At 71.5% G+C, this 25,523-nt stretch carries 25 protein-coding genes and 1 pseudogene; 14 read left to right on the top strand and 12 right to left on the bottom strand.

Features of this window, described 5'->3' with window-relative positions:
* Positions 1-69: 69 nt before the first annotated feature.
* The 6 genes from E6W39_RS10115 to E6W39_RS10140 all read left to right on the top strand — a co-directional run bounded on the left by E6W39_RS10115 (position 70) and on the right by E6W39_RS10140 (position 6,454).
* Positions 70-555: a hypothetical protein gene (locus E6W39_RS10115; RefSeq protein ID WP_141633246.1), complete on the top strand. Its 486-nt coding sequence runs from the start codon at positions 70-72 to the stop codon at positions 553-555.
* Positions 556-634: 79 nt separating this feature from the next.
* Positions 635-1,948: a magnesium transporter MgtE N-terminal domain-containing protein gene (locus E6W39_RS10120; protein ID WP_141633247.1), complete on the top strand. Its 1,314-nt coding sequence runs from the start codon at positions 635-637 to the stop codon at positions 1,946-1,948.
* A gap of 131 nt (positions 1,949-2,079) precedes the next feature.
* Positions 2,080-3,675 (top strand): Nramp family divalent metal transporter, encoded by a 1,596-nt coding sequence (locus tag E6W39_RS10125; RefSeq protein ID WP_141637655.1) that lies wholly within the window; start codon positions 2,080-2,082, stop codon positions 3,673-3,675.
* 207 nt (positions 3,676-3,882) lie between these two features.
* A complete protein-coding gene (locus tag E6W39_RS10130) occupies positions 3,883-5,031 on the top strand; it encodes a UDP-N-acetylglucosamine--N-acetylmuramyl-(pentapeptide) pyrophosphoryl-undecaprenol N-acetylglucosamine transferase (protein ID WP_228718058.1) in 1,149 nt (382 codons plus the stop codon).
* 191 nt (positions 5,032-5,222) lie between these two features.
* Positions 5,223-5,831: a hypothetical protein gene (locus tag E6W39_RS10135; protein WP_141633249.1), complete on the top strand. Its 609-nt coding sequence runs from the start codon at positions 5,223-5,225 to the stop codon at positions 5,829-5,831.
* Positions 5,832-5,851: 20 nt separating this feature from the next.
* Positions 5,852-6,454: a phosphoribosylanthranilate isomerase gene (locus E6W39_RS10140; RefSeq protein ID WP_141633250.1), complete on the top strand. Its 603-nt coding sequence runs from the start codon at positions 5,852-5,854 to the stop codon at positions 6,452-6,454.
* A 126-nt stretch (positions 6,455-6,580) separates the two neighbouring features.
* Here E6W39_RS10140 and E6W39_RS10145 read toward each other — a convergent pair whose 3' ends face one another.
* Together E6W39_RS10145 and E6W39_RS10150 are read right to left on the bottom strand one after the other, a co-directional pair.
* Positions 6,581-7,321 (bottom strand): polyprenol monophosphomannose synthase, encoded by a 741-nt coding sequence (locus E6W39_RS10145; RefSeq protein ID WP_141633251.1) that lies wholly within the window; start codon positions 7,319-7,321, stop codon positions 6,581-6,583.
* 143 nt (positions 7,322-7,464) lie between these two features.
* Positions 7,465-8,760, bottom strand: coding sequence for an MFS transporter (locus E6W39_RS10150; RefSeq protein WP_141633252.1), 1,296 nt, complete (start codon positions 8,758-8,760; stop codon positions 7,465-7,467).
* A 288-nt stretch (positions 8,761-9,048) separates the two neighbouring features.
* Between E6W39_RS10150 and E6W39_RS44040 the strand changes: the two genes are divergently transcribed.
* Complete coding sequence (locus E6W39_RS44040) at positions 9,049-9,186, top strand: heavy-metal-associated domain-containing protein (RefSeq protein ID WP_407658378.1); 138 nt, start codon at positions 9,049-9,051, stop codon at positions 9,184-9,186.
* Positions 9,187-9,409: 223 nt separating this feature from the next.
* Here the strand turns inward: E6W39_RS44040 and E6W39_RS10160 are convergent, their stop codons facing one another.
* Entirely contained in the window at positions 9,410-9,997 is a 588-nt protein-coding gene (locus E6W39_RS10160; RefSeq protein ID WP_141633253.1) for a TIGR03086 family metal-binding protein, read from the bottom strand.
* Between the two features lie 93 nt (positions 9,998-10,090).
* Between E6W39_RS10160 and E6W39_RS10165 the strand changes: the two genes are divergently transcribed.
* Positions 10,091-10,921: a helix-turn-helix domain-containing protein gene (locus E6W39_RS10165; RefSeq protein ID WP_228718059.1), complete on the top strand. Its 831-nt coding sequence runs from the start codon at positions 10,091-10,093 to the stop codon at positions 10,919-10,921.
* Positions 10,922-10,924: 3 nt separating this feature from the next.
* On the opposite strand, the gene E6W39_RS10170 is transcribed toward E6W39_RS10165, so the two are convergent.
* Positions 10,925-12,361, bottom strand: a complete 1,437-nt coding sequence (locus E6W39_RS10170; RefSeq protein ID WP_141633254.1) for a glyceraldehyde-3-phosphate dehydrogenase — start codon at positions 12,359-12,361, stop codon at positions 10,925-10,927.
* An 86-nt stretch (positions 12,362-12,447) separates the two neighbouring features.
* Positions 12,448-12,843, bottom strand: coding sequence for a hypothetical protein (locus E6W39_RS41205; RefSeq protein WP_228718060.1), 396 nt, complete (start codon positions 12,841-12,843; stop codon positions 12,448-12,450).
* A 463-nt stretch (positions 12,844-13,306) separates the two neighbouring features.
* On the opposite strand from E6W39_RS41205, the pseudogene E6W39_RS10180 reads away from it, so the two are divergent.
* The 4 genes and pseudogenes from E6W39_RS10180 to E6W39_RS44045 form a co-directional block, all read left to right on the top strand.
* Positions 13,307-13,564: pseudogene (locus E6W39_RS10180) on the top strand (chitinase); the annotation flags it as partial.
* A gap of 583 nt (positions 13,565-14,147) precedes the next feature.
* Positions 14,148-15,776, top strand: a complete 1,629-nt coding sequence (locus E6W39_RS10185; RefSeq protein ID WP_141633255.1) for a TROVE domain-containing protein — start codon at positions 14,148-14,150, stop codon at positions 15,774-15,776.
* A 154-nt stretch (positions 15,777-15,930) separates the two neighbouring features.
* Positions 15,931-16,227: a muconolactone Delta-isomerase family protein gene (locus tag E6W39_RS10190; RefSeq protein WP_101383303.1), complete on the top strand. Its 297-nt coding sequence runs from the start codon at positions 15,931-15,933 to the stop codon at positions 16,225-16,227.
* Positions 16,228-16,372: 145 nt separating this feature from the next.
* Entirely contained in the window at positions 16,373-18,523 is a 2,151-nt protein-coding gene (locus tag E6W39_RS44045; protein WP_220140191.1) for an eCIS core domain-containing protein, read from the top strand.
* 12 nt (positions 18,524-18,535) lie between these two features.
* Here E6W39_RS44045 and E6W39_RS10200 read toward each other — a convergent pair whose 3' ends face one another.
* Positions 18,536-19,546, bottom strand: a complete 1,011-nt coding sequence (locus tag E6W39_RS10200) for a questin oxidase family protein (protein WP_141633256.1) — start codon at positions 19,544-19,546, stop codon at positions 18,536-18,538.
* Positions 19,547-19,700: 154 nt separating this feature from the next.
* Between E6W39_RS10200 and E6W39_RS10205 the strand changes: the two genes are divergently transcribed.
* Positions 19,701-20,081, top strand: coding sequence for a hypothetical protein (locus E6W39_RS10205; protein ID WP_141633257.1), 381 nt, complete (start codon positions 19,701-19,703; stop codon positions 20,079-20,081).
* A gap of 44 nt (positions 20,082-20,125) precedes the next feature.
* On the opposite strand, the gene E6W39_RS10210 is transcribed toward E6W39_RS10205, so the two are convergent.
* A complete protein-coding gene (locus tag E6W39_RS10210; protein WP_141633258.1) occupies positions 20,126-20,692 on the bottom strand; it encodes a TIGR03086 family metal-binding protein in 567 nt (188 codons plus the stop codon).
* A gap of 122 nt (positions 20,693-20,814) precedes the next feature.
* Between E6W39_RS10210 and E6W39_RS10215 the strand changes: the two genes are divergently transcribed.
* Positions 20,815-21,780 (top strand): helix-turn-helix transcriptional regulator, encoded by a 966-nt coding sequence (locus E6W39_RS10215; RefSeq protein ID WP_141633259.1) that lies wholly within the window; start codon positions 20,815-20,817, stop codon positions 21,778-21,780.
* Here the strand turns inward: E6W39_RS10215 and E6W39_RS10220 are convergent.
* From E6W39_RS10220 to E6W39_RS10240, 5 genes are all read right to left on the bottom strand, one after another.
* Positions 21,752-22,459 (bottom strand): 2OG-Fe(II) oxygenase, encoded by a 708-nt coding sequence (locus E6W39_RS10220; RefSeq protein ID WP_228718061.1) that lies wholly within the window; start codon positions 22,457-22,459, stop codon positions 21,752-21,754. The genes E6W39_RS10215 and E6W39_RS10220 overlap by 29 nt on opposite strands.
* On the bottom strand, positions 22,456-22,812 hold the full coding sequence (locus E6W39_RS10225) for a tail fiber domain-containing protein (RefSeq protein WP_228718062.1): 357 nt from the start codon (positions 22,810-22,812) through the stop codon (positions 22,456-22,458). The genes E6W39_RS10220 and E6W39_RS10225 overlap by 4 nt, the downstream gene beginning before the upstream one ends.
* Positions 22,813-22,910: 98 nt before the next feature.
* A complete protein-coding gene (locus E6W39_RS10230; protein ID WP_141633261.1) occupies positions 22,911-23,450 on the bottom strand; it encodes a hypothetical protein in 540 nt (179 codons plus the stop codon).
* Positions 23,451-23,604: 154 nt separating this feature from the next.
* Positions 23,605-24,261 carry a response regulator gene (locus E6W39_RS10235; protein WP_141633262.1) on the bottom strand — a complete coding sequence of 219 codons (657 nt, stop codon included), beginning with the start codon at positions 24,259-24,261 and terminating at the stop codon, positions 23,605-23,607.
* Positions 24,258-25,454 (bottom strand): sensor histidine kinase, encoded by a 1,197-nt coding sequence (locus tag E6W39_RS10240; RefSeq protein WP_228718063.1) that lies wholly within the window; start codon positions 25,452-25,454, stop codon positions 24,258-24,260. Before E6W39_RS10240 ends, E6W39_RS10235 begins: the two co-directional genes overlap by 4 nt.
* Positions 25,455-25,523: the final 69 nt, after the last annotated feature.

Consider the following 25,523-nt stretch of genomic DNA (forward strand, 5'->3'; position numbering starts at 1 on the left):
AGGCGCCCTCCGGACCGGGCGCACCCCGGACGACTGGGCGCACCCTGGAGACGAGGGAGGTGTCCGTCCATGCTCCAGGTACCGCAGCTGCGCCGGCTGCTCCGGCCCCGGACCGCCGAGGGCACTGCCGTGCTGACCGTGCTGACCGTGCTGGCGGTCGCCATGATCGCGATGGCGTTCGCCCCGGTCGACGACCGGCCGCTGGTCGGCGGTCTGCTGATCGGCGCGGCGGCGCTCGCCATTGCGGCACTGCTGCTCGCCCTGCGGCTGCGGCGGGCGGCCGCCCACGCCTCCTGGCCGCCCCTGCCGCCGGCCGCCGCCGAGCCCCCCGGGCCGTGGTTCACCGCCGACTCCCTGGCCGACTACCCCGCCGAGGAGCTGGCCGCCCTGGTGGCCACGCTCGACGAACCGCCCAGCCCGCACCAGCTGGAGGCTGCCTGGGTCAGTGCCACCCACGGCCGTGACGTCGTCTGGCTGGAGCACCACTTCGGGCTGCCCGGGCCGATCGCCCGCACCCTGGTCGCGGCCGCCCGGCGCCGCATCCCGGCCGGGTAGCCGCGCTGAGCCGATCGGGGTGATCCCCCAGTGCCCCCGGCCGCGCCACCGCGAGCCGCCGGGCGCCCCCGCTAGCTTCATGCGGGTGGAACGAGTGGTGGTGCTCTCCCAACTGCTGCGCCGCCCGTTGACCGGGCGCAACGACGAACCGGTGGGGCGGCTGGCCGACGTGATCGTCCGGCTCCGTGGGCGCGACTACCCCGTCGTCACCGGGCTGGTCGCCCGGATCAGCGCCCGCGAGGTGTTCCTGCCGATCACCCAGGTCGCCGCGTTCGGCGGCGAGCGGATCCGGCTCACCAGCGAGGTGGTCGACCTGCGCCCGTTCGAGCGGCGCGAGGGCGAGGTGCTGCTGCGCCGGGACGTGCTCGGCCACCGGGTGATCGACGTGGCCGACGCCGAACTCGTCCGCGCCCACGATCTGGAACTGCGCGACCGCCCGGACGGCTGGGTGGTGGACCGCCTGGACACGCATCCGCACCGGCCCCGGCTGTTCGGCTTCTTCGCCGGCGAGTCACCGCCGCAGTGGCGGGACTGGAAGGCCTTCGAACCGCTGATCGGCCACGCCCAGTCGGCCCGGGTCCGCGGCCCCTTCGGCCGCCTCGGCAAACTCAAGCCGGCCGACCTCGCCGACCTGCTGGAGGACGCCAACCGCACCGAGTCCGCCGAGATCCTCTCGACCGTGCACGCCGACCCCGAGCTGGAGGCCGACGTCTTCGAGGAGTTGGAGCCCGACTCGCAGACCCGGCTGCTCGCCGAGCGCAGCGACGCCGAGATCGCCGCCGTGCTGGCCCGGATGCGCGCCGACGACGCCGCCGACGCCATCAACGACCTGCCACAGCGCCGCAGGCAGCCCGTCCTGGACGCCCTGCCGGCCGGGCAGCGCACCAAGGTGCTCACCCTGATGGGCTTCAACCCGTCCAGCGCGGGCGGCCTGATGGCCCTGGACTTCGTCACCGCCGCGCCGGACGCCACCGCCGCCGAGGTGCTCGCCCGGGTGCGGGCCGCTCGCATCATGCAGCCGGAGGCCCTCACCAGCGTCTATGCGATCGAGGCGGGCGAACGGTTGTCCGGCACCGCGACCCTGGTGACCCTCGTCCAGGCCGAACCGACCACGCCGCTGCGGGAGTTGATGGCGACCGAGCCGGTCTGCGTGCTCCCCGACACCGACGCCGAGGACGTCGCGCTGCTGATGGCCGACTACAACCTGCTGACCGTGCCCGTGGTGGACGAGCAGGACCGGATCCTGGGCGTGATCACCGTGGACGATCTGCTGGCGACCGTCATCCCGGAGGACTGGCGCCGCCGCGAGCCCGCGCCGCACCCGGCGCACTGGACGGCGGACGAGAACCCGGCGAACCCGGCGAACGCGGAGCGCACGGAGCCGGAAGGGTGACGGCCCCCGCCGACCCGCCCGAGCCACCTGAGCCGCCCCGCAAGGCCACTCCCCCTGCCGCGCCCAAGCCGGCCCCCGCTGCGAAACCCGCGCCCAAGCCCGCACCCGCCCCCAAGCCGGCCCGGTCCGCGGTGCTCGACGAGGCGCACCTCGGCGACATCGAGGGCGCGTTCGGCCGGATCCCCCGCGAGCACACCGAGGAGCGGCCCGGCCTGCGCACCCGGCTGCTCACCCTGCTGGCGATCGTCGGCCCCGGCATCATCGTCATGGTCGGCGACAACGACGCGGGCGGCATCGCCACCTACTCCCAGGCCGGCCAGAACTACGGCTACTCGCTGCTCTGGGTGCTGCTCCTGCTGATCCCGGTGCTGATCGTCAACCAGGAGATGGTGGTGCGCCTGGGCGCCGTCACCGGCGTCGGCCACGCCCGGCTGATCAACGAGCGGTTCGGGCGGTTCTGGGGCTGGTTCAGCGTCGGCGACCTGTTCGTGCTCAACTTCCTCACCATCGTCACCGAGTTCATCGGGATCTCGCTCGCCTCCGAATACCTGGGCGCCTCCAAGTACTGGGTGGTGCCGCTGTCCGCGCTGCTGCTGATCGCGATGACCGCCAGCGGCTCGTTCCGCCGCTGGGAGCGGGCCATGTTCGCGCTGATCGCGGTGAGCCTGCTGCTGGTCCCGCTGCTGCTGATGTCCCAGCCGAAGTGGCTGCACGCGGCGCACTCCTTCGTGGTGCCGAGCGTCCAGGGCGGCATCAGCAGCGACGCCGTGCTGCTGATCATCGCCATCGTCGGCACCACGGTGGCGCCCTGGCAGCTGTTCTTCCAGCAGTCCAATGTGATCGACAAGCGGATCACCCCGCGGTTCATCGGCTACGAGCGGGCCGACACCGTGATCGGCTCGTTCGTGGTGGTGATCGGCGCCACCGCCCTGGTGATGATCGCCGACTTCGCCGCCCGCGGCACCCCCTTCGCGGGCCACTTCACCGACGCCGGCGGGGTCGCCCAAGCGCTCGCCCAGCACAGCCATGCGATGGCCGTGATGTTCTCGATCGTGCTGCTGGACGCCAGCATCATCGGCGCCGCCGCCGTCACCCTCGCCACCAGCTACGCCTTCGGCGACGTCTTCAACCTGCGCCACTCGCTGCACCGCGGCTTCGGCGAGGCCAAGCAGTTCTACGCCTCGTACAGCCTGATGGTGCTGCTCGCCGCCGGGATCGTGCTGATCCCCGGTGCGCCGCTGGGCGTGATCACCGAGGCCGTGCAGGCGCTCGCCGGGCTGCTGCTGCCCTCCGCCAGCGTCTTCCTGCTGCTGCTCTGCAACGACCCCGAGGTGCTCGGGCCGTGGGTCAACCCGCGCTGGCTGAACGTGCTGGCGGGCGTGATCATCGGCGTGCTGCTGCTGCTCTCCTGCATCCTGATGACCACCACGCTCTTCCCGTCCATCGACGTCAAGGCGCTCACCGCCTGGCTCGCGGCCGGGCTGGCCGCCGCCACGCTGACCGGCCTGCTCGCGCTGCGGCGGGCCCGCCGCCGTGCCCCCGCCCCGCCGCCCGCCCGGGTGCTCTCCCCCGCCGAGAAACTCGCCTGGCGGATGCCGCCGCTGGCGCTGCTCAAGCCCGTCGAGTGGTCCCCGGGGCTGCGCCTGGGCATGCTGGCGCTGCGCGCGTACCTGGTGCTCAGCGCAGTGCTGCTGCTGGTGAAGGCGGTCCGCCTGGGCGGCGGCTGAGGCGGCTGCGGCGGCTGAACCCCCAGCACATCGTCGGCCGCATCGAGGTGGTGCGGGAGTTCCGGGCCCCGAGCTCCGGGCAGTCGGCTGACTGATCGTCAGTCGGGAAGGGGTCGTTCGCGGCGTCGGGTAGGCTGCCCCGGTTCGCCCGAAACGCCGCCAATTCCGGAGACCCGTATCCTCATGGCCCCCTCGCGCACCATCCGTATGGCAGTCACCGGCGGCGGCACCGGCGGCCACACCTACCCCGCGCTGACCGCCATCAACGCGCTGCGCGAGCGCCTGGCCGCCGAGGGCAGAGAGCTCGAGGTGACCTGGTACGGCACCCCGACGGGGCTGGAGGCGCGGATCAGCGCCGACAACGGCATCCCGTTCCGGCCGATCGCCACCGGCAAGGTGCGCCGGTCGCTGAAGCCCGCGGCGGTGGCCCGCACCATGGTGGACCTGGCCCGGGTGCCGTACGGGATCCTGCAGGCCACCGTCCACCTGGCGCGGCAGCGGCCGGACGTGGTGCTGTCCACCGGCGGCTACGTCGCCGTCCCGGTCGGCCTCGGTGCGGCGCTCACCCGCACCCCGCTGGTGATGCACGAGCAGATCACCTCGCTCGGCCTGGCGAACCGCCTGCTCTCCCGGGTGGCGAAGGCCGTCGCGCTCAGCCATGAGTCCTCGCTCGCCGCGCTGCCGCCCCGGGCCCGCTCCCGGGCCCAGGTCACGGGCAACCCGGTGCGGCCCGCGCTGCTGCGCGGCAACGGCGCCAAGGCCCGGGCCGCCTACGGGCTCGACCCCGAGCTGCCGCTGGTGTACGTGACGGGTGGGGCGCAGGGCAGCGCGCAGGTCAACGGGCTGGTGCTGGAGGTGCTCCCGGCGCTGCTCGGCAGCTGCCAGGTGCTGCACCAGTGCGGCCCCGACCACCACGCCAAGATGACCGCCCACGCGGCCGGCCTCGACCCCCAACTCGCCCACCGCTACCGGCCGGTGCCCTATGTCGACGGCGAGCTCGCCGATGTCTTCGCGGCGGCCGACGTGGTGATCTCCCGCGCCGGCGCCGGCACCCTGGCCGAGCTCACCGCGATCGGCAAGCCCGCCGTGCTGATCCCGCTGGAGCCCACGGCGGCGGACGAGCAGCGCCGCAACGCCGAGTACCTGGCGGAGCACGGCGCGGCGTTCGCGATCACCCGGCCCGACGTCACGGCCGAACGGCTCGGGCAGTCCGTCTGGCAGCTGATCACCGACCCGGGCCGGCGCGCCGACATGGCCGCCCGCTCCCGCGCCCTCGGCCACCCGGACGCCGCCCAGGCCCTCGCCGACCTCATCTATGCCAAGGCCCGCCGGAACGGCGCCCACCGGGCGGCTTGAGCCTGGGGCCCGGGCAGGGGCCCTGGGCTGGGCTCGGTCCCGCCCTTCGTGTCCATGCCGTCGTACGCCCCTGGCATGATCACGATTCCCTGGGCGGACGGTAACGGGATCATCACATCCTGACGGCACGTCAACCAGAGCTGACAGGCTGTTCCCTCGCAAACCGTCCACACTTTGCCCAGGGAACCGCCATGCCGAAAACACTTTCCGTGCCGCCCGGTTGGGGTCAGCAGCAGCCTCCCGGCGCTTCGAGGAGGACGAAGCGGAAGATCCTGGCGGGGACGGGCATAGCGACCCTGGTGCTGTTCGTGGGGATCGGCGCGACGCACCCCAGCAACACCACCTCGACGAAGGCGGCTCCAGCCGCTGCGACCGCACAGGGCAGTGCGTCGGCGGCTCCGTCGGCAGCGCCCGCGACATCCGCACCCGCCGCCCAGGCGCCTGTGCCGGCGGCTCCCAGCCGCTCGGCCGCGCCCACGCACAGCGCGGCACCCGCTACCCCGAGCCACGAGCCGAGCCCCACTCCCCCGCCGGCCCAGGCTGCCCAGCCGGCCCAGCAGGCGCAGCCGACCGAGCAGGCGCAGCCGACCCTGCCCACCCAGGCGCCCGAGGCCCCCGCCACCACCGACGCCCCCGCACCCGCACCCGCGCAGGCCGGGATCATCATGTCCCCGACCGGCCACTACTACCGGGCGGGCGAGTTCTGCCCCGACGCCGACGCCGGCAAGTCCACCGTCGACGCCCACGGCACCACCATCTACTGCGGCCTGGTGAGCGGCCGCAACCACTGGCACTACTGAGGGCGACTACCCTGGTCGGCATGTATGTGAAGGTGTGCGGTGTCCGGACCCCGGGCGATGTGGCGGCAGCGGTCGAGGCGGGGGCGGACGCGATCGGCTTCGTGCTGACCGAGAGCGTGCGCCGACTGGAGCCGGCGGCGGCGCGTGAGCTGGCGGCCGCGGTGCCGGAGCACATCCTCACCGTGGGCGTGGCCGCCGGGGTTCCGGCGGCGGAGGCCGGCCAGTTGGCCCTGGCCGCCGGGGTGCGGGCGCTGCAGCTCCACGGCCCGTACCCGCGCGAGGCCTTCGACGAGCTGGCCGGGCTGCCGCTGCGCCTGGTGCGGGCCACCTCGCTGGACGAGACCGCCGAACTCACCGCCGGCGCCTACGGCGAGGAGCTCCTGCTGCTCGACTCCCCCGTGGCCGGCTCCGGTGCCCAGTGGGACCTGGCCCGCCTGAACCAGGCCGCGCCCCAGGGCCACTGGCTGCTCGCGGGTGGCCTCAACCCCGACAACGTCGCCGCCGCCATCACCGCCGCCCGCCCCTGGGGCGTGGACGTCTCCAGCGGCGTCGAATCCACCCGCGGCGTCAAGGACCACGCCCGCATCCGCGCCTTCGTGGCGGCGGCCCGCGCCGCTGCCTGAATCCCGCCACCGCCCGCGCCGCCGCCTGAAACGCAGCAACCACCCGAAACGTAGCGGCCGCCCGCACCGTCGCCCGAAAACAGCTGACGGGCCATCAAGCATGCTTGATGGCCCGTCAGTTCGGGATCACTTCCCGCTGCGCGAGAAGAGCAGCTTCCACGGGGCCAGCGCGGACTCGATCTGCACCGCCATGCTCATCTTGGAGACGCCCTCGGCCCGCTCCTCGAAGCGGATCGGCACCTCGACGATGCGCATGCCGCGGCGCACCACGCGGTAGTTCATCTCGACCTGGAACGAGTAGCCGTTGCTGTTGATCGACGGCAGGTCGATGGCCCGCAGGGTGTCCGCCCGCCAGGCCTTGAAGCCCGCGGTGGCGTCCTTGACCTTCAGCCGCAGCAGCGTGTTGACGTAGAAGTTGGCCCAGGCCGACAGCGCCTTGCGGTGCCACGGCCACTCGGAGGCGGTGGAGCCGCCGGGCACGTAGCGCGAGCCGAGCACCACGGCGGCGTCGGAGCGGGTGACCAGGGTCTCGATCATGATGGGGACCACCGAGGCCGGGTGCGAGAGGTCGGCGTCCATCTGCACCACGATGTCGGCGCCGTTCTCCAGCGCCTTGGACATGCCGGCGATGTAGGCGCGGCCCAGACCGTCCTTCTCGGTGCGGTGCAGCACGCTGACGTTCTCCGGGCGCTCGGCGGCCAGGCCGTCCGCGAGCGCGCCGGTGCCGTCGGGCGAGTTGTCGTCCACCACGAGCAGGTGCAGGTTCTCGAGCTTCAGCTCCTCGAGCAGGCCGGCAAGGATCGGCAGGTTCTCCCGTTCGTTGTACGTGGGAACGACGACAACGACCTTGGGGGAAGCCTCTACCATGTTCAAGCCCTCGTGATCTCTAAAGGGGGGTAACACGAGGACAGCGCCCACGCGGTACCACGCAATGTCAAGCTGCGGTGGGCGCGAGTCTAGTTGACGCTGATGAAGCGCTGCATCTCAGCCAGCCCTGCTCGGCTGCCCCCTCAGCGACCGGCAGGCTGCGCGGGTTCCGACGAGTCGGCGGCGGGCTCCGGCTCAGGGGCCGGCCCCTCGCGCACTTCCCGGCGCAGCGGCGATGTCCACAGCACCACCGGGCAGAACACCAGCAGCACCGCGCAGCAGATGATGGTCGGCTGCAGGCCCAGCAGGGTGCCCAGCCCGCCGCCGAGCAGGGCGGCGATCGGCCGGATCCCCAGCTGCAGCCACATCGTGGTCGCGTTGACCCGGCCCAGCAGGCGGGACTCACAGGCGGTGACCCGGTAGGTGCGCTGGGCTATGTTGTAGAGAACGGCCGCGACCAGGCCCACCATCAGGCCGGCGGCGGCCATGAACTGGCCACCCAGGCCCTTGGGTGCCAGACCGGCGGCGAGCCAGGCCGGGACTACCGGGAATTGGCTGAAAAGCAGGATCCGGGCCAGGCCGTACCGCTTGATCAACGGCTGGGCCACGATGGTCGCGGCCACGCTGCCGAGGGCGCTGGCACCCATCACCATGCCCAGCGTCCGCGCCGACCAGTCCAGTTCCCGGATCGCGTAGGGCGTCCAGATCGCCAGGATCGCGGTGAACATCATGTTGCCGATGGCGTTGGAAGCGGTGATGCTGCCGAGCGCCCGGTTGGTGCCGATCACCCGCAGCCCTTCGAGGAGTTCACGGCGCAGTCCCCGCTCGGCCGGCGGTGCGGGCTCCGGGGCCGGCTCCCGGTGCTTGACCAGCAGCAGGCTCAGCGCGCTCGCCAGGAAGGAGAACGCGTCGAGGGTGATGGTCCGGGCCGCGCCGATCAGGCCGACCACGAAGCCCGACAGGTTCGGCCCGGCCACCCCCGCGAGCGCGTTGGCGCTGCTGATCATGCTGTTCGCGGCCACCAGTTGGTCGCGCTCCAGCAGGGTGGCCGGAAAGCTCAGGTAGGCGCTGTCGAAGAACACCGTGCAACAGCCGACGGCCAGGGACACCGCGTAGAGCTGCCAGAGGGTCAACGCCCCGGCCAGCTCGGCGATGGGCACCGAACCGAGCAGTGCGGCGCGCAGCAGGTCGGCGCAGAGCATCACCGAGCGGCGGCGGCAGCGGTCCACCACCACCCCCGCCGGCAGGGACACCAGCAGGAACGGCAGTGAGCTGAAGGCGGTCAGCAGACTGACCTGGAAGGTCGAGGCCTTCAGGCCGAGCGCCGCCAACGGCAGCGCCAGCACGGTCACTTGCGAACCGATCAGACTCACGGTCTGGCCGGCCCAGATCAACCGGAAGTCCCGGTGCCGCCAGGGTGATCCCTCGTCAACAGACATTCTGGGATTATCCCCGACATGTCAACTGGCTGTCAGCCGATTCCGGTTCAAGACTTCGTCATGTCCGGGTTTCAACTGATCCCCCAGATCCACTGAGCCGATCGCCCGGTTCGGCGCCGCGATCCACTGGTCCGGTCCACCGGTTCGGCGCCGCCATCCACTCGTTGGGGTCACCGGGGCGGCGTGTCCCGTGCTCCGCCGCGCGGGCTGCGCTGTCGTTGTCTCCGACGGCCGCGCCCCGAGGGGTTCCGGCCGCCGAAGACCCGTGATCCCACCGGAGGTTCCCCGATGTCCACCGCCCCCGTCACCACCGTGCTCACCGTTGACGGCATGAGCTGCGGCCACTGCGAGCGCACGGTCAGCGCCGGTCTGCTGGCCCTCCCCGGCGTGCCGACGTGGCCGCCGACGCCAGGGCCGGCCAGGTGACCGTCGCGTCCACGGCGGCGCTCGACGAGGCCGTGCTGCGCGGCGCGGTCACCCAGGCCGGCTTCACCCTGGTGCGGCAGGCCTGATTCCCGGCCCGGACCCCGGCCTGAATCGCGGCCTGAATCCCGGCCCGAGCTCCAGGCCTGAGTCCCGGCCCGAGCCCCGGGCCTGAATCCCGGCCCGAGCCCCGCCCGGCCCGAACCCCGCCGGGCCTCAGCCGACCTCAGGCGGCGGCCCGCCAGTCGGGGTCGCGACCCGAGAGCGCCAGCGCCTGCTCGAACGCCGGGGCGCTGTCCGCCACCGTCACCGCCTCGGCGAAGCCCTGGTACTGGCGGTAGAGCTCGGCGTTCTCCCGGACGATGGCCAGGACCACCTCGGCGCTCTCCTCGGAGCAGTGGTACTCCTGGCCGGTGGCGCGGGCCACCTCCCAGCCGTGCAGGGCCAGTTCGAGCAGCAGCATGCCCGCGATGGCCGGCGCGGGCATCGCCGACCCGCCGAGGTCGATGTCGCCCTCCCAGGCCTCCGGGTCGGCCCAGGCGGCCACCGCGCGGTCCAGTTGGGCGGCATAGGCCTCGGCCCAGGCGGGGTCGGCGGTGAAGTCCCGGTTGGTGAGCTCCTCCGGGAGCTGCTTGCGCAGGGCGCGGTGCTCCAGGCCGTGCGAGGTGTAGAGGACCCAGTGGTTGACCAGGGCCCGGGTGTCGAAGTCCGTGCAGGGGGTCGGGGCGGAGAGCTGGTCGGCGGTGATGCCCTTGGCGACTCGGGCGCTCTCGCCGGCGTGCTCCGCCAGGCAGCGGTACAGGGTGTCGTTCATGATCACGACGGTATTCGGCCCGGCAGCCACCGGTCTTGAAGAAAAGCGACAGAAGAAAGGCGATAGAAGAAAGGCGACAGCTAGGGTTACCGGGTGAGCGACGCGGGGATGGGGCGGGGCGTGCTGCACCAGGCCGCGGCGCCCGGCGGGTTGACGGTGGAACGCCGGATGCCGACCGCGGACCTCGCCCGCCACGTGGAGTTCTACTGGATCGTCCGCTGGCGCCTCGACGGTGAACGGCCGCATGAGCAGAAGGTGTTGGCGCACCCCAACGTCCACCTGGCCTTCGAGGCCCCCGCCGGCCACCTCTACGGGGTGCAGCGCGGCCTCTTCGTGCGGCAACTGACCGGCGCCGGGCAGGTGTTCGGGGTGAAGTTCCGCCCGGGTGCGGCTCGCCCGCTGCTCGGGTTCCCGGTGGCCGACCTCGCCGACCGCGCGGTGCCCGTGGCCGAGCTGTTCGGCCCGGCCGCCACCGAGGTGGCGCGAACCGTGCTGGCCGGCACGGACGCTCTGGCGATGGCCGAGCACGCCGAACGCTTCCTGCGCGAACTCCTGCCGGAGCCGGATCCGGTGGCCGAGCAGGTGGCCGCGATCGTCGGCCGGATCACCGAATCGCCCGCGCTGTTCCGGGTGGACCAACTCGCCGCCGAACTGGGGCTGTCGGTGCGCAGCGTGCAGCGGCTGTTCGCGGAGTACGTGGGCGCCGCGCCGAAGTGGGTGCTGCGCCGGGCCCGGCTGCACGAGGCAGCGACCCGCGCGGAGCAGGGTGCGGGTGTCGACTGGGCCGCCCTGGCAGCCGAGTTGGGGTACGCCGACCAGGCGCACCTGACCCGCGACTTCACGGCCACGGTCGGCGTCTCACCGGCCGCCTATGCGAAGGGGGCGGCAACCGGCGAACCGGTCACCGCCCCTTCAAGCTGCTAGCGGTCAGACCGCCGGAGCCGGGTAGGTCGGGTACTCGACGCCGGAGACGTACTGGACGACCCGGATGACCTGGCAGGAGTAGCCGAACTCGTTGTCGTACCACAGGTAGAGGATGGCGTTGTCGCCGTCCACCTTGGTGGCACCGGCATCGACGATCGAGGCGTGCCGCGAGCCGATGAAGTCGCTGGAGACCGCGTCGGGCGAGTCGATGAAGTCGATCTGGCGACGCAGCGGCGAGGTCAGCGACACCTCGCGCAGGTAGTCGAGCACGTCCTCGCGGTTGGTCTCGGTGGCCAGCTGCAGGTTGAGGATCGCGATCGAGACGTCCGGCACCGGCACGCGGATCGAGCTGCCGGAGATCTTCGCCTTGAGGTCCGGCAGCGCCTTGGCGACGGCCGAGGCGGCACCGGTCTCGGTGATCACCATGTTCAGCGGTGCCGAACGGCCGCGGCGGTCCGCCTTGTGGTAGTTGTCCAGCAGGTTCTGGTCGTTGGTGAACGAGTGGACGGTCTCCACGTGGCCGCGGAGCACGCCGTACTTGTCCTCCATCGCCTTCAGCGGCGGGACGATGGCGTTGGTGGTGCAGGACGCGCAGGACAGGATCTGCTCGTCCGGCTTGATGGTGTCGTGGTTGACGCCGTGCACGATGTTGGGCACGTCGCCCTTGCCCGGAGCGGTGAGCACGACCTTGGCGATGCCGGGCTGCAGGTGCTTCGACAGGCCCTCGCGGTCACGCCACTTGCCGGTGTTGTCGATCAGGATGGCGTTGTCGATGCCGTACTCGGTGTAGTCGACCTTGGTCGGGTCGTCCGAGTAGATGACCTTGATCGCGTTGCCGTTGGCGATGATGGTGCTGTTCGCCTCGTCAACGGTGATGGAGCCCGCGAACTGCCCGTGGATGGAGTCACGACGCAGCAGCGAGGCGCGCTTCACCAGGTCGTCGCCCCCGCTGTTGCGGACGACGATGGCGCGCAGCCGCAGGCCACCGGCCTTCTCGACCAGCAGGCGGGCCACCAGGCGGCCGATCCGGCCGAAGCCGTAGAGCACGACGTCGCGCGGCTCCTGGCGCTCCAGCTTGTTGGCACCCGTGGCGCCGGCGACGGCCTCGGCGGTGAACGCGGCCACCGAGAGGCCGCGGCTGTCGGCCTTGTAGGTGGCGGCCAGCATGCCGAGGTCGATCTGGGACGGACCCAGGTCGAGCGTGGTGAGGGCCTGGAGGAACGGCATGGTCTCGGTGATCGAGAGCTCTTCGCCGGCGATCTGGCGGGCGAACCGGTGGGTCTTGAGGATGCTGACCACCGACTTGTTCACCAGGGAGCGGCTGTGCAACAGGACAGTGACGTCCCGCTCCCGGTGCAGTCGGCCGATGATCGGAATCATCGCCTCCGCGATCTCCTCGCGGTTCTTCCAGTCCGTGAACACGTCGTCGTTGACAGTCACAAGTCCATCTCTCGATTGAGCTAGAGGGTGCTCACATCGTAGCCAGAAGGATGTTCGACTTCCGCAATCGGCCCTGGTGAGCAGCGTCACTGCACCTCGCTGCCGACCGGAACGGGCGGAGGCCGGGGTGTGCGCCACCCTGGCCCTCCGCCCGTGGTCAAGCACGCGGCACGGGCCCAACTCGCCGATGACGGCGATGGCGATGATGCGGACAGCCACGCCCGGTACCGCTGCAGTGCCCGTCGCTGCTTCGGCTGGTCGGCCACCAGGGCAACCGCCGGGTGGGTGCCGGGCTTGGGGTCCCTGCCCCGGGCGAGGCGGTGCATCTGGTGGCGCACCTGCGCCATGGTGGCCACCGAGGCGAGCGCCTTGTCGGACCAGGTCACCGGCCGCATCCGCTGGTCGGCCTCCCGCCCGGCACGCCAGCGGTCGGGCAGGTCCGGGCTGACGGCGAGGGCGGTGCCCATCCCGATGACCGCCACGCCGCCGGCCAGGACCTGTTCGGCGGTGTCGCGTGACGGGACGACCGAACCGGCTGCTGTGCCGCCCCAGGTCGAGAGCCGCCGCGGACGGGGCCCAGACGACGCCGGGCATCTCGGCCTGCACCTGGCGGCCCGGGTGGTTGATCTGCATCCACAGCGCCGCGCCGCCCGCCTTGCCTGCCTTGGCCCACTCGGTGAACGGCTCCAGCGGCGCGGCGTCGTCGAGCACGACGCCACCCGGGCCGGTCAGCGCTGCGGCGTGCACCATGACGTTGCCGGTGATCAGCAGCCCGGAACCGCCCGCGGCCCAGCGCCGCCATCCGCCCGTCGGGCAGTTGGCCGGGGCCGGCCAGGTCCTCCTGCATGGCCGCCTTCGCGATCCGGTTGCTCAGCACCGCCCCGGAGCGCAGGTGCAGCGGCGCGAACAGTTCGCTGGCCATCCGGGTTCTCCCTGCCACCGATTTACCAGGTCGAGAGGGACCCGACCGTCGCCTGGAAGACCGGGCTCTGGTTCTGGGACTCGCAGAACGGTGCCGGGTCGATGACCCCGCACGACGCCATCGTCAACAACAGGGGCTTCGGCGAGACCATCCGCAGCATCAACGGCGACCTGGAGTGCAACGGCAAGAACCCGGACGAGCGCAACGACCGCATCAATCTGTTCAAGCAGTTCGTCGGCGTCCTCGGCACCGGCGACGGCGGCGGCAACCTCTCCTGCTGAAGAACTGACCTGCGCTGACTGGAGGCTGTCTGGCACTGGAGTGGGACGTCGACCGCACCGACGTCCCACTCCAGCGGGCCATGCCCGGGCTCAGTGGCCCGCCTCCGCGCACCACCCACCACCCTGCGGAGCGCGGCGAATAATTCCGAACGCCTGTCTGAGACCCGCGCTAGAGTGACGTCGTCCAGGTGCGAAGGCAGGGGTTACTTCCCTTTGGAGGACGGTGTTTCGGGTTCGAATCCCGGGCGTCGGGCGCGAGTCCGACGGTAGCTCAACGGTAGAGCACGTTATGTCACCTCAGCCGCTCTGATCTCTGGACCCAAGCTTCACGCAACTTCACAGCATCACAGATGCATTGCACCTCCCGGTGCGCAGGGCTCGGCTACTTCTTTGAAAAGCTGCCGATCCCGCTTCAGATCTCGGGAGGCCGCAGCAGCAGGGCGCCCGGTGTGCGGGCAACGGTTACTTCTCTGGTGAAGCTCCCCCATGGGGGGCCGGGTTCGACTCCCGATACGACCGCCGCCGATGTGATCTCGGGTGCCCGCTGCTGCTCAGCCTCCCCTCCACAGTGGGGGATCCTCTCTTGTCACGCTTCAACACCCGTACCGCGCGCCCGACCGCGACCTCACCGGTCGCCAGCACCGGGCGTACTACCGCCAACCACCAGGGCGGCACCGGCTACCTGCGGGACGCCAAGTCCGAGCTGTTCCTGCTGGCCGTCGCCAACATGGTGGGCACCGACACCTTCTACGAGAACGCCCGCAACCGCGACGACCGCTACACCGCGCTCATCCGGCAGCTCGCCGTCGAAGACCCGCAGTGGACCGCCGAGTTGCTCAACTGGCTGCGCGGGAACGGAAATCTGCGCACCGCGGCGATCGTCGGGGCCGCCGAGTTCGTCAAGGCCCGCCTCGACGCCGGCGTCAACGAGCCCACCGCGCCCGGCAATCGCGCGGTCATCGGCTCCGTGCTCCAGCGCGCCGACGAGCCCGGCGAGTTGCTCGCCTACTGGACGGCCACCCACGGCCGCGCCGTTCCCAAGCCCGTGAAGCGCGGCATCGCCGACGCCGTCCAGCGGCTCTACAACGGCAAGGCGCTGCTCAAGTACGACACCGACAGCAAGGGTTACCGCTTCGGCGACGTCCTCAACCTGGTGCACGCCACGCCGGACGCGGACAAGCCGTGGCAGGGCGAGCTGTTCCGCTACGCGCTCGACCGGCGCCACCACCCGGACACCGCCGTCGTGCCGCCGTCCAACCGCACCCTCAGCGCGAACCAGCTGCTGCGCGAACTCCCCGTCGAGGAGCGGCGGGAGCTGCTGAGCCGCCCGGACGCCGTCGAGCAGCTGAACGCCGGCGGGTTCACCTGGGAGATGCTGGCCGGCTGGCTGCAGGGCCCGATGGACCGGCAGGCGTGGGAGGCGATCATCCCGTCGATGGGGTACATGGCGCTGCTCCGCAACCTGCGGAACTTCGACCAGGCCGGCGTCGGTGACGAGGTGGCCGAGCGGATCGCGGCCAAGCTGGCCGATCCGGAACAGGTGGCCCGCTCGCGGCAGTTGCCGATGCGGTTCTACTCCGCCTTCAACGCGGCCCCCTCGCTGCGCTGGTCCTGGGCGCTGGAGAAGGCGTTGACCGCGTCGCTGGCCAACATCCCTCGGCTGGACGGTCGGACGCTGATCCTGGTGGACACCAGCGGCTCGATGGAGTCCGGGTTCTCCAAGGACGGCACCCTGATGCGCTGGGATGCGGCCGCCCTGTTCGGCATCGCCCTCGGCCACCGCTGCGAGCAGGCCGATGTGGTGTCGTTCTCCGCCGCCGGCACCTGGTACGGGCGCAGCTACGACCTGGTGAAGCCGTTCCCCCTGACCGCGGGCGGCTCGGTGCTGGCCGAGGTGCGGCGCTGGAAGGACGGCGGCTGGTTCATCGGCGGTGGCACCGAGACCGCGGCCGCGCTGCAGGCCACCTTCCGGGGCCACGACCGGGTGGTGATCGTGACCGACGAGCAGGCGGCGTCCGGAAACGTCGGCCAGGCCGTCCCGGCCTCGGTGCCCATGTACACCTGGAACCTGGCCGGCTACCGAACGGGCCACGCGCCATCGGGCGTTCACAATCGACACACTTTCGGCGGACTCACCGACGCGGCATTCCGCATGGTGCCGCTGCTGGAGAGCGGGGTCAGCGGCGCCTGGCCGTGGGAGCAGCGCGCGTAGAAGTACCCGAGTTGCCATTGTCCGTGAACCGAAATGGCGTGATCCGACTCGGTCAACCAAGCTGCCCGGTAAGAGCGTTGACGAACTGAAGGCGGACGTTACGCTCGCTGGGGTACGTCGTCATACCAGTTGGCACGGCTTTACGGAGGACTTCATGGATTTCCTGGTCCGCATCGATGGCTCCCGCGTCTACGAACTGCCGGTCGAGGAGCGAAACGCCATCGTCGAAAAGGAGCACACGCACGCGCATGAGCTCCACGCGGCCGGCGTGCTGAAGTACATCTGGCGGCAGCCCGGACAGCGCGCCAATGTCGGTATCTGGTCGGCCGCGGACGCGGACGCGCTGGAGGCCGTGCTCGCCGGCCTGCCGATCCGCCCCTACGCGGAGATCGAGGTGTCCGCGCTGGCCACCCACCCGCTGACCCTGGAGTTCGCGGCCGCGCAGGCCTGAGCTGCGGCGTCGGTCAGCCACCGCGATCAGTCCCGCACTACACAACAGTAGAGCGGGGCTGATCGCGGTGTTTCTGCCTGTCCGCATGGGTAGTTGGGCCTCTGCGGGCAGACGGCACGTGGAACTCGGCCGATGGGGGCAGCTCATGGCTACACACGAGCGGGCGCACCAGGGATCGTCCGGCGGGGAGCGGGAGCGGGGACGCGAAGCTGGGCAGTCGACTCCGCACGCTGCGCCGACTGCCCCGAGTGTGCTCTCCCCGCAGCACCTGCTCGCGCTGCAACGCGCCGTCGGGAACCGGGCCGTGAGCGCGATGCTCGCCCAGCGGCGCGGCGGCGGCTCGGCCGGTGCGGACCCCGTCCAGCGGGCCACCGCGCACACCGTGCTCCGCTCCCCCGGCCGGGCCCTGGACACCCCGGTGCGTGCCGAGATGGAGGCCCGGCTCGGCGCGGACTTCTCCCAGGTGCGCCTGCACACGGACGCCGCCGCCCAGCGCTCGGCGAGCGAGCTGGGCGCCCGCGCCTACACCTCGGGCGAGCACATCGTGATCGGCTCGGGCGGCGCCGACAAGCACACCCTCGCCCACGAGTTGACGCACGTCATCCAGCAGCGGCAAGGCCCCGTCGCCGGCACCGACAGCGGCGACGGACTGCGGGTGAGCGACCCCTCCGACCGCTTCGAGCGGGCGGCCGAGGCGAACGCGACGCGGGTAATGGCGGGACCGCTGCCGGACCTGGAGGGCTCAGCCCAGGAGCAGGTCGGCGGACGCCCGAACCCGGCCGGGACGAGCGCGGTGCAGCGTGCGGTCGGATTCGAGTTCGAGGCGCAGTGGAACGTCCGCAGGATGCAGGCCGACTCCGAGCAGGTCCGCCAGCAGCGCTCCGACCACCGTCAACGAGTGATCAGGGCCCGGATGCTGGAGCGCTTCCTCTCCCCCTACTCCGGGTACCACAAGAAGCTGCTTGCCGCGGCGTCCGTGCAGGCGGACGGTGCCGAGCTGCAGGCGCTGCGGACCGAATGGTTCGGCGACGACGCCCTGTTGACCGCGTCCGGTGAGCAGATCTTCGATGCGCTCCAGCTGACGGACGACGAGTACGAGCTCGTGCTCCCGTCCCTGCTGAACGAGGGGCTGGTACCCGAGGAACCGCTGGCGGGCGAGAACCTCGGCAAGGGGCGCGTCCACGGACTCGTGGTGGGGGGCACCAAGTTCGACCTCACGGCGGACGCCAGCCCCACCGGCGGCTCCAATCTGGAGTGGGTCACCGACCCGCTCACCGACGTCGCGCAGGTCAACACGGTGATGGACGACGTGACCGCGATGGCCGCCTACCTCGACGGCCGCCAAGGCGACCGGTTCATCCCCTCCGAGGACGTCACCGCGGGCGGCGGGCGCCCGGAGCCCGGCCTGCGGATCTACCCGGACGGCAAGCCGCTGGCCTTCGCCCCGCAGGCCACCCTCGGGGCGGCCCTGGGTCGGCTGCCCAAACTGGTCAAGTACCTCGACAACAAGGAGCCCATGGGCCTGGCTGACCGCATCCCCGGGATGGGCAAGCGTCGGAAGGAGGGGCGCAGGCAGGCGTCCGTCGACTTGGCGAGCAGCCTGGGCGAGCTCCCCGTCGCCAAGTCCGGTGCCGAGACCGCGATCGCGGGGTTGCTGCCCCAGCTCGGCTTCCAGCCTTCGAACGACGAGAGGAAGACGCTCACCGGCCTGGTCACGCAGCTTGCCGCCTACCTGATCCAGGGACAGAACCTCCAGGCCGGAGCCAACGCCAAGTCGATCGCCGGGGCCTTGATGGCCCGTACCGACTTCGCCCATGGGTTCAGCCTGCTACCGCAGAACCTGCGGAACCACTTCCAGGCTGACACCGGCGCGTTCGTCAGGCTGGTCCTACAGGCGGCGAACATGGCCGGAACCGGCAACGCGCGGGTCTTCGGCAGCGAGGTCGAGCGGGGCATGGCCAACGACCGCACCCGGACCACCGTCACCCTGACCCGCGCCCAGTGGCTGGGTGCGCTGCCCGCCGGCCACGACCTGCTCAAGAACTGGGAGAACCTGGCCTCGGACGAGCAAGACATGGTCGACGAGGACAGCGCGCGAGCCGTGCACAAGTCGCTCGGTGCCCTCGGTCAGCAGCAGAACCTCGTCGGCCCGCAGGGCTCCGACGAGGCCGTCGTCGCCGAACTGCGCCGCATGAAGGACAACATAGCGACGGGTGAGCTGAAGCGGCTGGCCGTCGCCGTCTTCAACCTCGTCGAACAGCTCAATGCCAGGCAGCCGTTGAACTACCAGAAGTGACGGGGTCCCGGCTCACGTCAGCGGCTCGCTCAGCTCGATCGACCGCAGCGCGGCCGCCAGGGCCTGCTCGTCGCCGACGTCGAGGGCGGTGTCGGTCAGCTTGATGACGTGCTCGTCGCCGTGCGCCAGCGCCCGTTCGAGCACCTCCTCGGCGGTGAGGCTGCCCGGCGGGGTGTACGCCACGGGTGCGTCCGGGGCGTACATCGCGGTCACGGCTGCGCTGGCCGTCCAGGCGGCCCGCAGGCTCGGCACCCAGAGGTGCTGCGGGAGCGCGGGCAGGGTGCGCAGCACGGCGTTGGGGGCGGTGGCCGCGTGGACGAGCATCGTCTCCTCGCCATGGCCGTGGGTGGCGTACCGGTGCGTTGCCGCCGCCACCAGCTCGGCGAGGCGGTCGTGTGCCTGCTGCGGGTCGGTGACCGCCGCCGCCCACACCGGCAGCCCGGTGACGCGCTCAAGCCGCGCGGGGAAGGTGCCGGTACGTTCGCCGAGCGGCCGCACGGCGTCCAGGGCGGCCACCGCGCTGTCGGCGCCGGGCAGTTGGGCGACGCCCACCACCGGGTGGTGGCGGGCGGCCCAGTACCCGAGCCCGTGGGCGAGTTCGGCCAGCCGCGGCTCGCTCCGCTCACCGAGCAGCAGGGTGCGCACCGCATGGCCCACCCGGATCACCGGGTGCGTCGAGCCGCCGTACATGCCGGGGAGCAGCCGCGGCCACCACTCACCGAGCACCTCCTGCCAGGACCGCTCGGCGAGCTCACCCTCGAAGTACCCGATCCAGTCCGCCGCCCGGCTCGGATCACCGAGCGCCGCCCACCAGTTGGCCACCGTCACCGGCTCACTGCCGACCGGGAACTCCTCCAACTTGCGCGCGTACAGGTCGAGCCACCGGTGCACCGCACCCGCCTGCCCGTGCGCGGCGAGGGCCTCCACCACCATCGGCGCATGGTTGGTCAACCGCCCGCGCCGCTCCGGCCCCGAACCGTGCAACCGCTGGAGCGCTTCGTCGAGGGTGCCTGTGGAATCCATGGCGAGGATGGTAGGCGGGGAGCGGCAAGTGGCGTAACGGGCTGAAGACTTAGGACCGCCGACCCACACCCTGGACATATCCGCTGGACAGGCCGCGCCGGAGCCCCCGAGTCTGGAGTCCGCTGTTCTTCCGATCAGGCCGTAGGGAGGCCGAATGACTGTCAGGGCACTGGGTTACTGGCGGTCCGCCGCCGCCCCGGAACTGCCGGACCCCGTCCCGCTGATCGATCCGACGTGGGACGAGGAGGAGCGGTACCTGGTGGCCACCTACCTCGACCAGGGGCAGCTGAGCCGCGAGTTCATGGGCATGTCCCGCTGCCGTGTCTGCGATCGGTCCAATGGCAATGGCGAGCGAACGGACGGCGCGTTCGTCTGGCCCAGCGGACTCAGTCACTACGTGACCGCCCACTCGGTCAGGCTTCCCGCCGAGTTCGTGAGCCATGTGCTGCGTCGGCTCGATGCGATGGAGGAGGCGGATTACGACTTCTCCTGGTGGAAGGAGCGGGCCTACCGCGACCGATTCGTCGAGGAGTGAGCGCTGCTGCGGGGGCCCGGGCGGCCCCCGCAGGGCGGTGGGGCTCAGACCGCTCGGCCGAGCCAGGCTGCCAGGCGGGCGTAGCCGTTCGCGTCGGCCGGGACGGCCTGCAGGGGGCCGAAGGGCAGGCCCTCGCGGCTGCGCTCGGCCGGGAGCGCCTTCTGGGCCATGTCGAGCGAGATGAGTGCCAACTCCTCGTCCAGGGCGGCGTCCAGGGCGACCGCCTGGGCGATGTCCCAGGTGTGGGTGACGGCCTCCATCACGTAGCCGACCATCGCCATCCGGCCGGGCATCTCGCCCCAGGGGACCTCCACGATCCGGTCGAGCTTGGCGTCGTCCGCCCAGGCGGTCACTGCACGGGCGCGGGCCCGGTCGAGGGCGCCCGACCAGTCCGTGTCGTCGACCCGGTCGACGTTCGGGGAGATGTCCAGGGCTCGGCCGCCCTCGCCGATGTAGGCGATCCGGTGGATGCCGCCGATGACGTGGCCGAGCAGCGCCCGCAGGTCGTACTCGGTGCACGGGGTGGGGCGGTCGAGGTCGGCCGGGGTGACCTTGGCGAAGACCGTCTCCAGCTGGTCGAGGGTGCGGAGGTAGAGGGGGCGCGGGTCCATCGGGGCAACTCCTGTTGTGCGCGGCGGTGTTCTTGCTTGCGGTCCTTGCGGTCCTTGCGTTCCTTGCGAGGGACACTCTTCCGGCCATACCTGACAACGAGCGTCAGGTTTAATGGGATCTTGTGAAAGCCGACCGACTGCTGTCGATCCTGCTGCTGCTCCAGACCCGCGGCCAGGTGCCCGCCACCGAGTTGGCCGAGCGCCTGGAGGTCTCCGTCCGCACCATCTACCGGGACATCGAGGCTCTGTCGGCGGCCGGCGTCCCCGTCTGGGCCGAGCGCGGTCGGCACGGCGGGATCAACCTGCTGCCCGGCTACCGCACCGACGTCACCGGGCTGACCAGCGACGAGGCTCGTGCGCTGTTCGTCCTCTCCGCCCAGGGGTCGCACCAGGAACTGGGCCTCGGGGACGCCATCAACTCGGCGCTGCGCAAGGTGATGGCGGCTCTCCCGGCCCCGCACCGCCCGGTGGCCGAGCGCACCAGCGAGCGGATCCTGATCGACCCGGCGCGCTGGATGCAGCGTCCGGTCGACTCGGCGGCTGCCCTGGGCGAGTTGCAGCGGGCCGTCTTCGCCGATCGGCGCATCTTTCTGACGTACCGTCACAGTGGTGACACCGAACCGAGCGAGTACACCGTCGACCCGTACGGACTGGTGAGCAAGGCCGGCGTCTGGTACCTGGTGGCCGATCTGGACGCCGCACCGCGCCTGTTCCGGGTGGACCGGGTGCTGGCGGCCGCCGTCTGCGACGAGCCGGTGCGCCACCGACCCGGCCTCGGCCTGGCCGATGTGTGGACGGTACTCCGCGACCAGGTCGAGCGCGTCTCCGAGGGCGTGCGCGTCCACGTCCGCGTCCGCCGCACCCGCCTCGATCTGCTGCTGCGCATCCACGCGCCGCGAATGGCCGTCCCGCCCAACCCTCTTGACGGCGAGTGGGCCGAAGTCGTCTTCGCTTTCGGCACCATCGGGGCCGCCCGCACGCTGCTCCCGTTCGGCGCGGACCTCGAAGTCCTCACGCCGCCCGAGGCACGCACCGAACTCGCCCGCGCCGCAGCGCAGATCACGGAGCTGTACGGCCAACCGAGCTAAGGCTCCCGCGGTTCGCCGGGTCAGGGCTGCACAGCCAGCCGTTGATGGCGAAGCGGCTGTCCGCGTGCCGCTTGCTCGGGCAGCTCACCGGCCGCACCTCATGCCAGGCGGTGGGCAGGAAGAAGACGATGCTGTCGTGCTCGGGCTCCCAGTCCCGCCAGGTGCGCTCCTGCCACCTTCCGGCTGTCCCGGTGTGCAGCGGCAACGCGGCGTCGAACATGCGCAGTTCGCCGCCATCGAACGGCCGGGGTGTGCGGTGCAGGTAGTAGACGAACGTGAGCAGGCGCCTGGGGGCGAACCTCATGTCGCTGTCCTGGTGCGACCGGTAGAAGTCGCCGTCGTTGTGCACGTTGAGGCTGCAGTCGGGTTCCGTGTTGTGGCAGGAGACTCCAAGGGTGTGCTCGACCGCCTCCAGGACCTCGCCGATGGCCGCCATCAGCTCAGGCGCGGCGAAGTCTCCGCGCGACCGGGACCGGCGGTAGTCGGGATCCACCTCCCGGTCGCGAATCATGGAGGGCTTCAACGTGTCGTCGGCGCAGGCGATGGCGCGCTCCAGCAGGGCGCCGGCCGTCGGCTCGCCCAGGAACTGGGTGATCCGGCAGACGGTCACCGGTAGCCGCCAGACCGCGTCCGTACTCACCGCCGGCCGGTCATCCATCGTCTCGGATGCTTCCGTCACGGTGTCGTGTCGAGCCAAGGTGTCCTTCTCCCTTCTGGGGTGCGGTGGTTGGCGCCCACGGTGCTGCTCACGCTCGCGGATTGTCGCAGGCGGTCCACTTCGGCCGTGAGCTCGTCCACGCGGCGGTTGAGCGCCTGGATGCAGACCAGGGCGACACCGAGGCCGTCGACGACGGGGATGGTGGTGTCGTCCTGGTTGAAGCCGAAGGCGGCGTGCCAGTCCTGGGCCATCGGTCCGAGGTGGCGCACCTCCTCGGGCTCCCAGAGGTAGCGCCAGGTGCTGATCGGCAGCGCGGCCACGGTCTCCAGAACCACGTAGCCGTTGACCGGGCCGGCCGGGCTGACCTGTGCCACAGCACCGGCCTCCCGCCCGACCTCCCGGACCCCGACCCGGAGCCCTGCCGCAGCACCGCAGTCAGCCGCCCGGAGCCGCCGACGGAAGATCCCCACCGCTACCGGCTCCAGTCGACCGGCACCACGTCCTGCTTGAGCGCACGGTCGCTGCAGATGGAGCAGGGGTTGCCGGGGACACCGGGGCCCTGGTCCGTGCCGATGGTGATCGCTCCGTGGGCCCCGGCCGGGGCGTGGATGCCGTCGCCGACCATCGCCGCTTCATAGCCGCCCAGCAGCTCCTGGAGGGTTCCGGGGCCCAGGTTCTCCGGGGCGGCGATCGCGGCGATGCCGTCGTAGTCCGTGTAGGCCGCCCCGAGCGTCCGGCCGCCCATGGTGGCGAACACGATCTTCGCACCGCGAACGGGCTCCCCGGTCACCGCGTCGGAGGCCATCGCGTTGATGTTCTCCAACTGCATCTGGGTGACGTTCAGGCTGGCCTGACTGGCCGTCAACCTGGTCGGCTTCAGGCTGGGGCATTCCGCCCCGCTGCACGTCGACGACGCCGTGGCGGCGGAGGAGGCGGGAGCGACGGCTCCTGCCCCCAGCGCCGCCATGGCCGCTGCCATGGCCGAGACGGCCAGACGCCCGGAAGCCCTCATGTCCACTCCTGATCACCAGCGATGGATACCGATGGATGCCGTCCCGTCCGGACGGCAGGGCAGACTCTATGGACGGCCGGCCAGCGGTATGGCCTGAATATCGGAGTTGCCTTCTATCGGGTGAACTGCGATGAGACGGGCGATGGACAAGTGTTCAGCCGTTGGGCGCGACCATGCCCGCGTCATAGGCCGTGATGACCAGTTGGACCCGATCGCGCGCGCCCAACTTGGCCAGCAGGCGGGCCACATGGCTCTTGGTGGTGGCGACACTGATGTACAGCTGGGCCGCGATCTCGCTGTTGGACAAGCCGCGCCCGATCAGGGTCAGGACCTCGCGCTCACGCTCGGTGATCCCGTCGAGCAGGCGGCGCGGCGGGGTGGCCGGTCCCCGTGCGGCGAACTCCTGGATCAGACGCCGGGTGACCCCCGGTGCGATCAGCGCGTCGCCGGCGGCGACCACCCGGATCGCGGCGAAGATGTCGTCCAGCACCATGTCCTTGACCAGGAACCCGCTGGCGCCGCCGCGCAGCGCGGCGTAGACGTTCTCGTCGCCGTCGAACGTGGTGAGCATGATGACGCGGGTCGGCAGGCGCTCGGCCGTGATCTGCCGGGTGGCCTCGATCCCGTCCATCCCGGGCATCCGGATGTCCATCACCACGACGTCGGGCTGCAGCTCCCGGGCCAGTCGGAGCGCCTCGGTGCCGGTGCCCGCCTCCCCCACCACCTCGATGTCCGGGGCGTCGCTGATCAGCACGCGCAGTCCGGCGCGCACCAGCGGCTGGTCGTCGGCCAGCACGATACGGATCGTCATACCGGCAGCCTCGCAGCGACCAGGTAGCCGCCGTCCGGCCGGGGCCCCGCCGTGAACTGACCGTGCAGCAGACCGACCCGCTCGCGCATGCCGATCAGCCCGTAGCCGCTGCCGACGCTCGTCGCAGCACCGGCCCGACCGTCGTCGGTGACCTCGATGGACAACTCTTCCTCCCGGTAGTCGACGGACACCCGGCAACGGCCGGCCCCCGCGTGGCGCACCACGTTGGTCACCGACTCCTGGATGATCCGGTAGGCGGACAGCTCGATCTCCGGCGGCAGCGAGCGGCGCCTCCCGCCCCAGTGCACCTCGACCTCGAGCCCGGCGTCGGCCGTGGTCGCGGCCAGCCGCTCGACGTCCGCCAGGCCGGGCACCGGAGCGGAGTCGGCATCGTCCGAGTCGGCCTCCCGCAGCGCGCCGAGCATCCGGCGCAGCCCCGCCAGGGTCTCCCGGCTGCTGCTCTCGATGGTGCTCAACGCCTCGCGGGCACTGGCCGGTTGCGTCTCGAAGACGCGCTTGCCCACACCGGCCTGGATCGCGATGACGCCGATGCTGTGGGCGACCATGTCATGCAGCTCGCGGGCGATCCGCAGCCGCTCGTCCTGGACCGCCTGGTGGGCGGCCTGGGCGCGCAGCGCCTCGGCGTGGGTCTGCCGCAGCCGGATCCAGCTGCCCAGGATCCAGGCGGACGCGGTGACCACGATGACGGCCGAGGACGGGCCGGTGAGCGAGCGCACCGCCGCCGAGGTTGATCGCAGACTCAGCGAGTCGACGACCCAGACGGCCCCGGTGGCGGCCAGCGCGAGGCCGGCCGTCAGGCGCGACCGGCTGGCGGCGATGTAGAAGACCAGTACGGCCGCCGCGACGGACAGTGGCCAGCTCCTCTCCCCGAAGGCTCGGGTCGCGAGCACCTCGGCCAGCACCACCCCGAGGACCTGCGGCGCGCGCCGGCTGGTCCAGCCGATCGGCAGTGCCAGCACCACCGCTGCCAGCAGCACACTCAGCGAGCCCGGCCGGAGGATGCCCGCCAGCAAGGAGCCCGAATGGGGGGCTTGCGGCACGGTGACGTAGAGCAGGAACGCGTAGGGAGGCACGGCGCACCAGCTGAGGGCCGCCAGGGCGTCCGGCGACAGCCGCTTCGACAGCGTCAGGAGTCGTCTCGGCAGGGCGAACAGCCTCGAAGATCGTTGCACGCCTGAGATGCTAACCGTCGGTCCGATCACCGGGATCCTTCCCCGGTATTGCGCCCACGGGCTGATGCG

The sequence above is a fragment of the Kitasatospora acidiphila genome (assembly GCF_006636205.1).
Taxonomy (GTDB): domain Bacteria; phylum Actinomycetota; class Actinomycetes; order Streptomycetales; family Streptomycetaceae; genus Kitasatospora; species Kitasatospora acidiphila.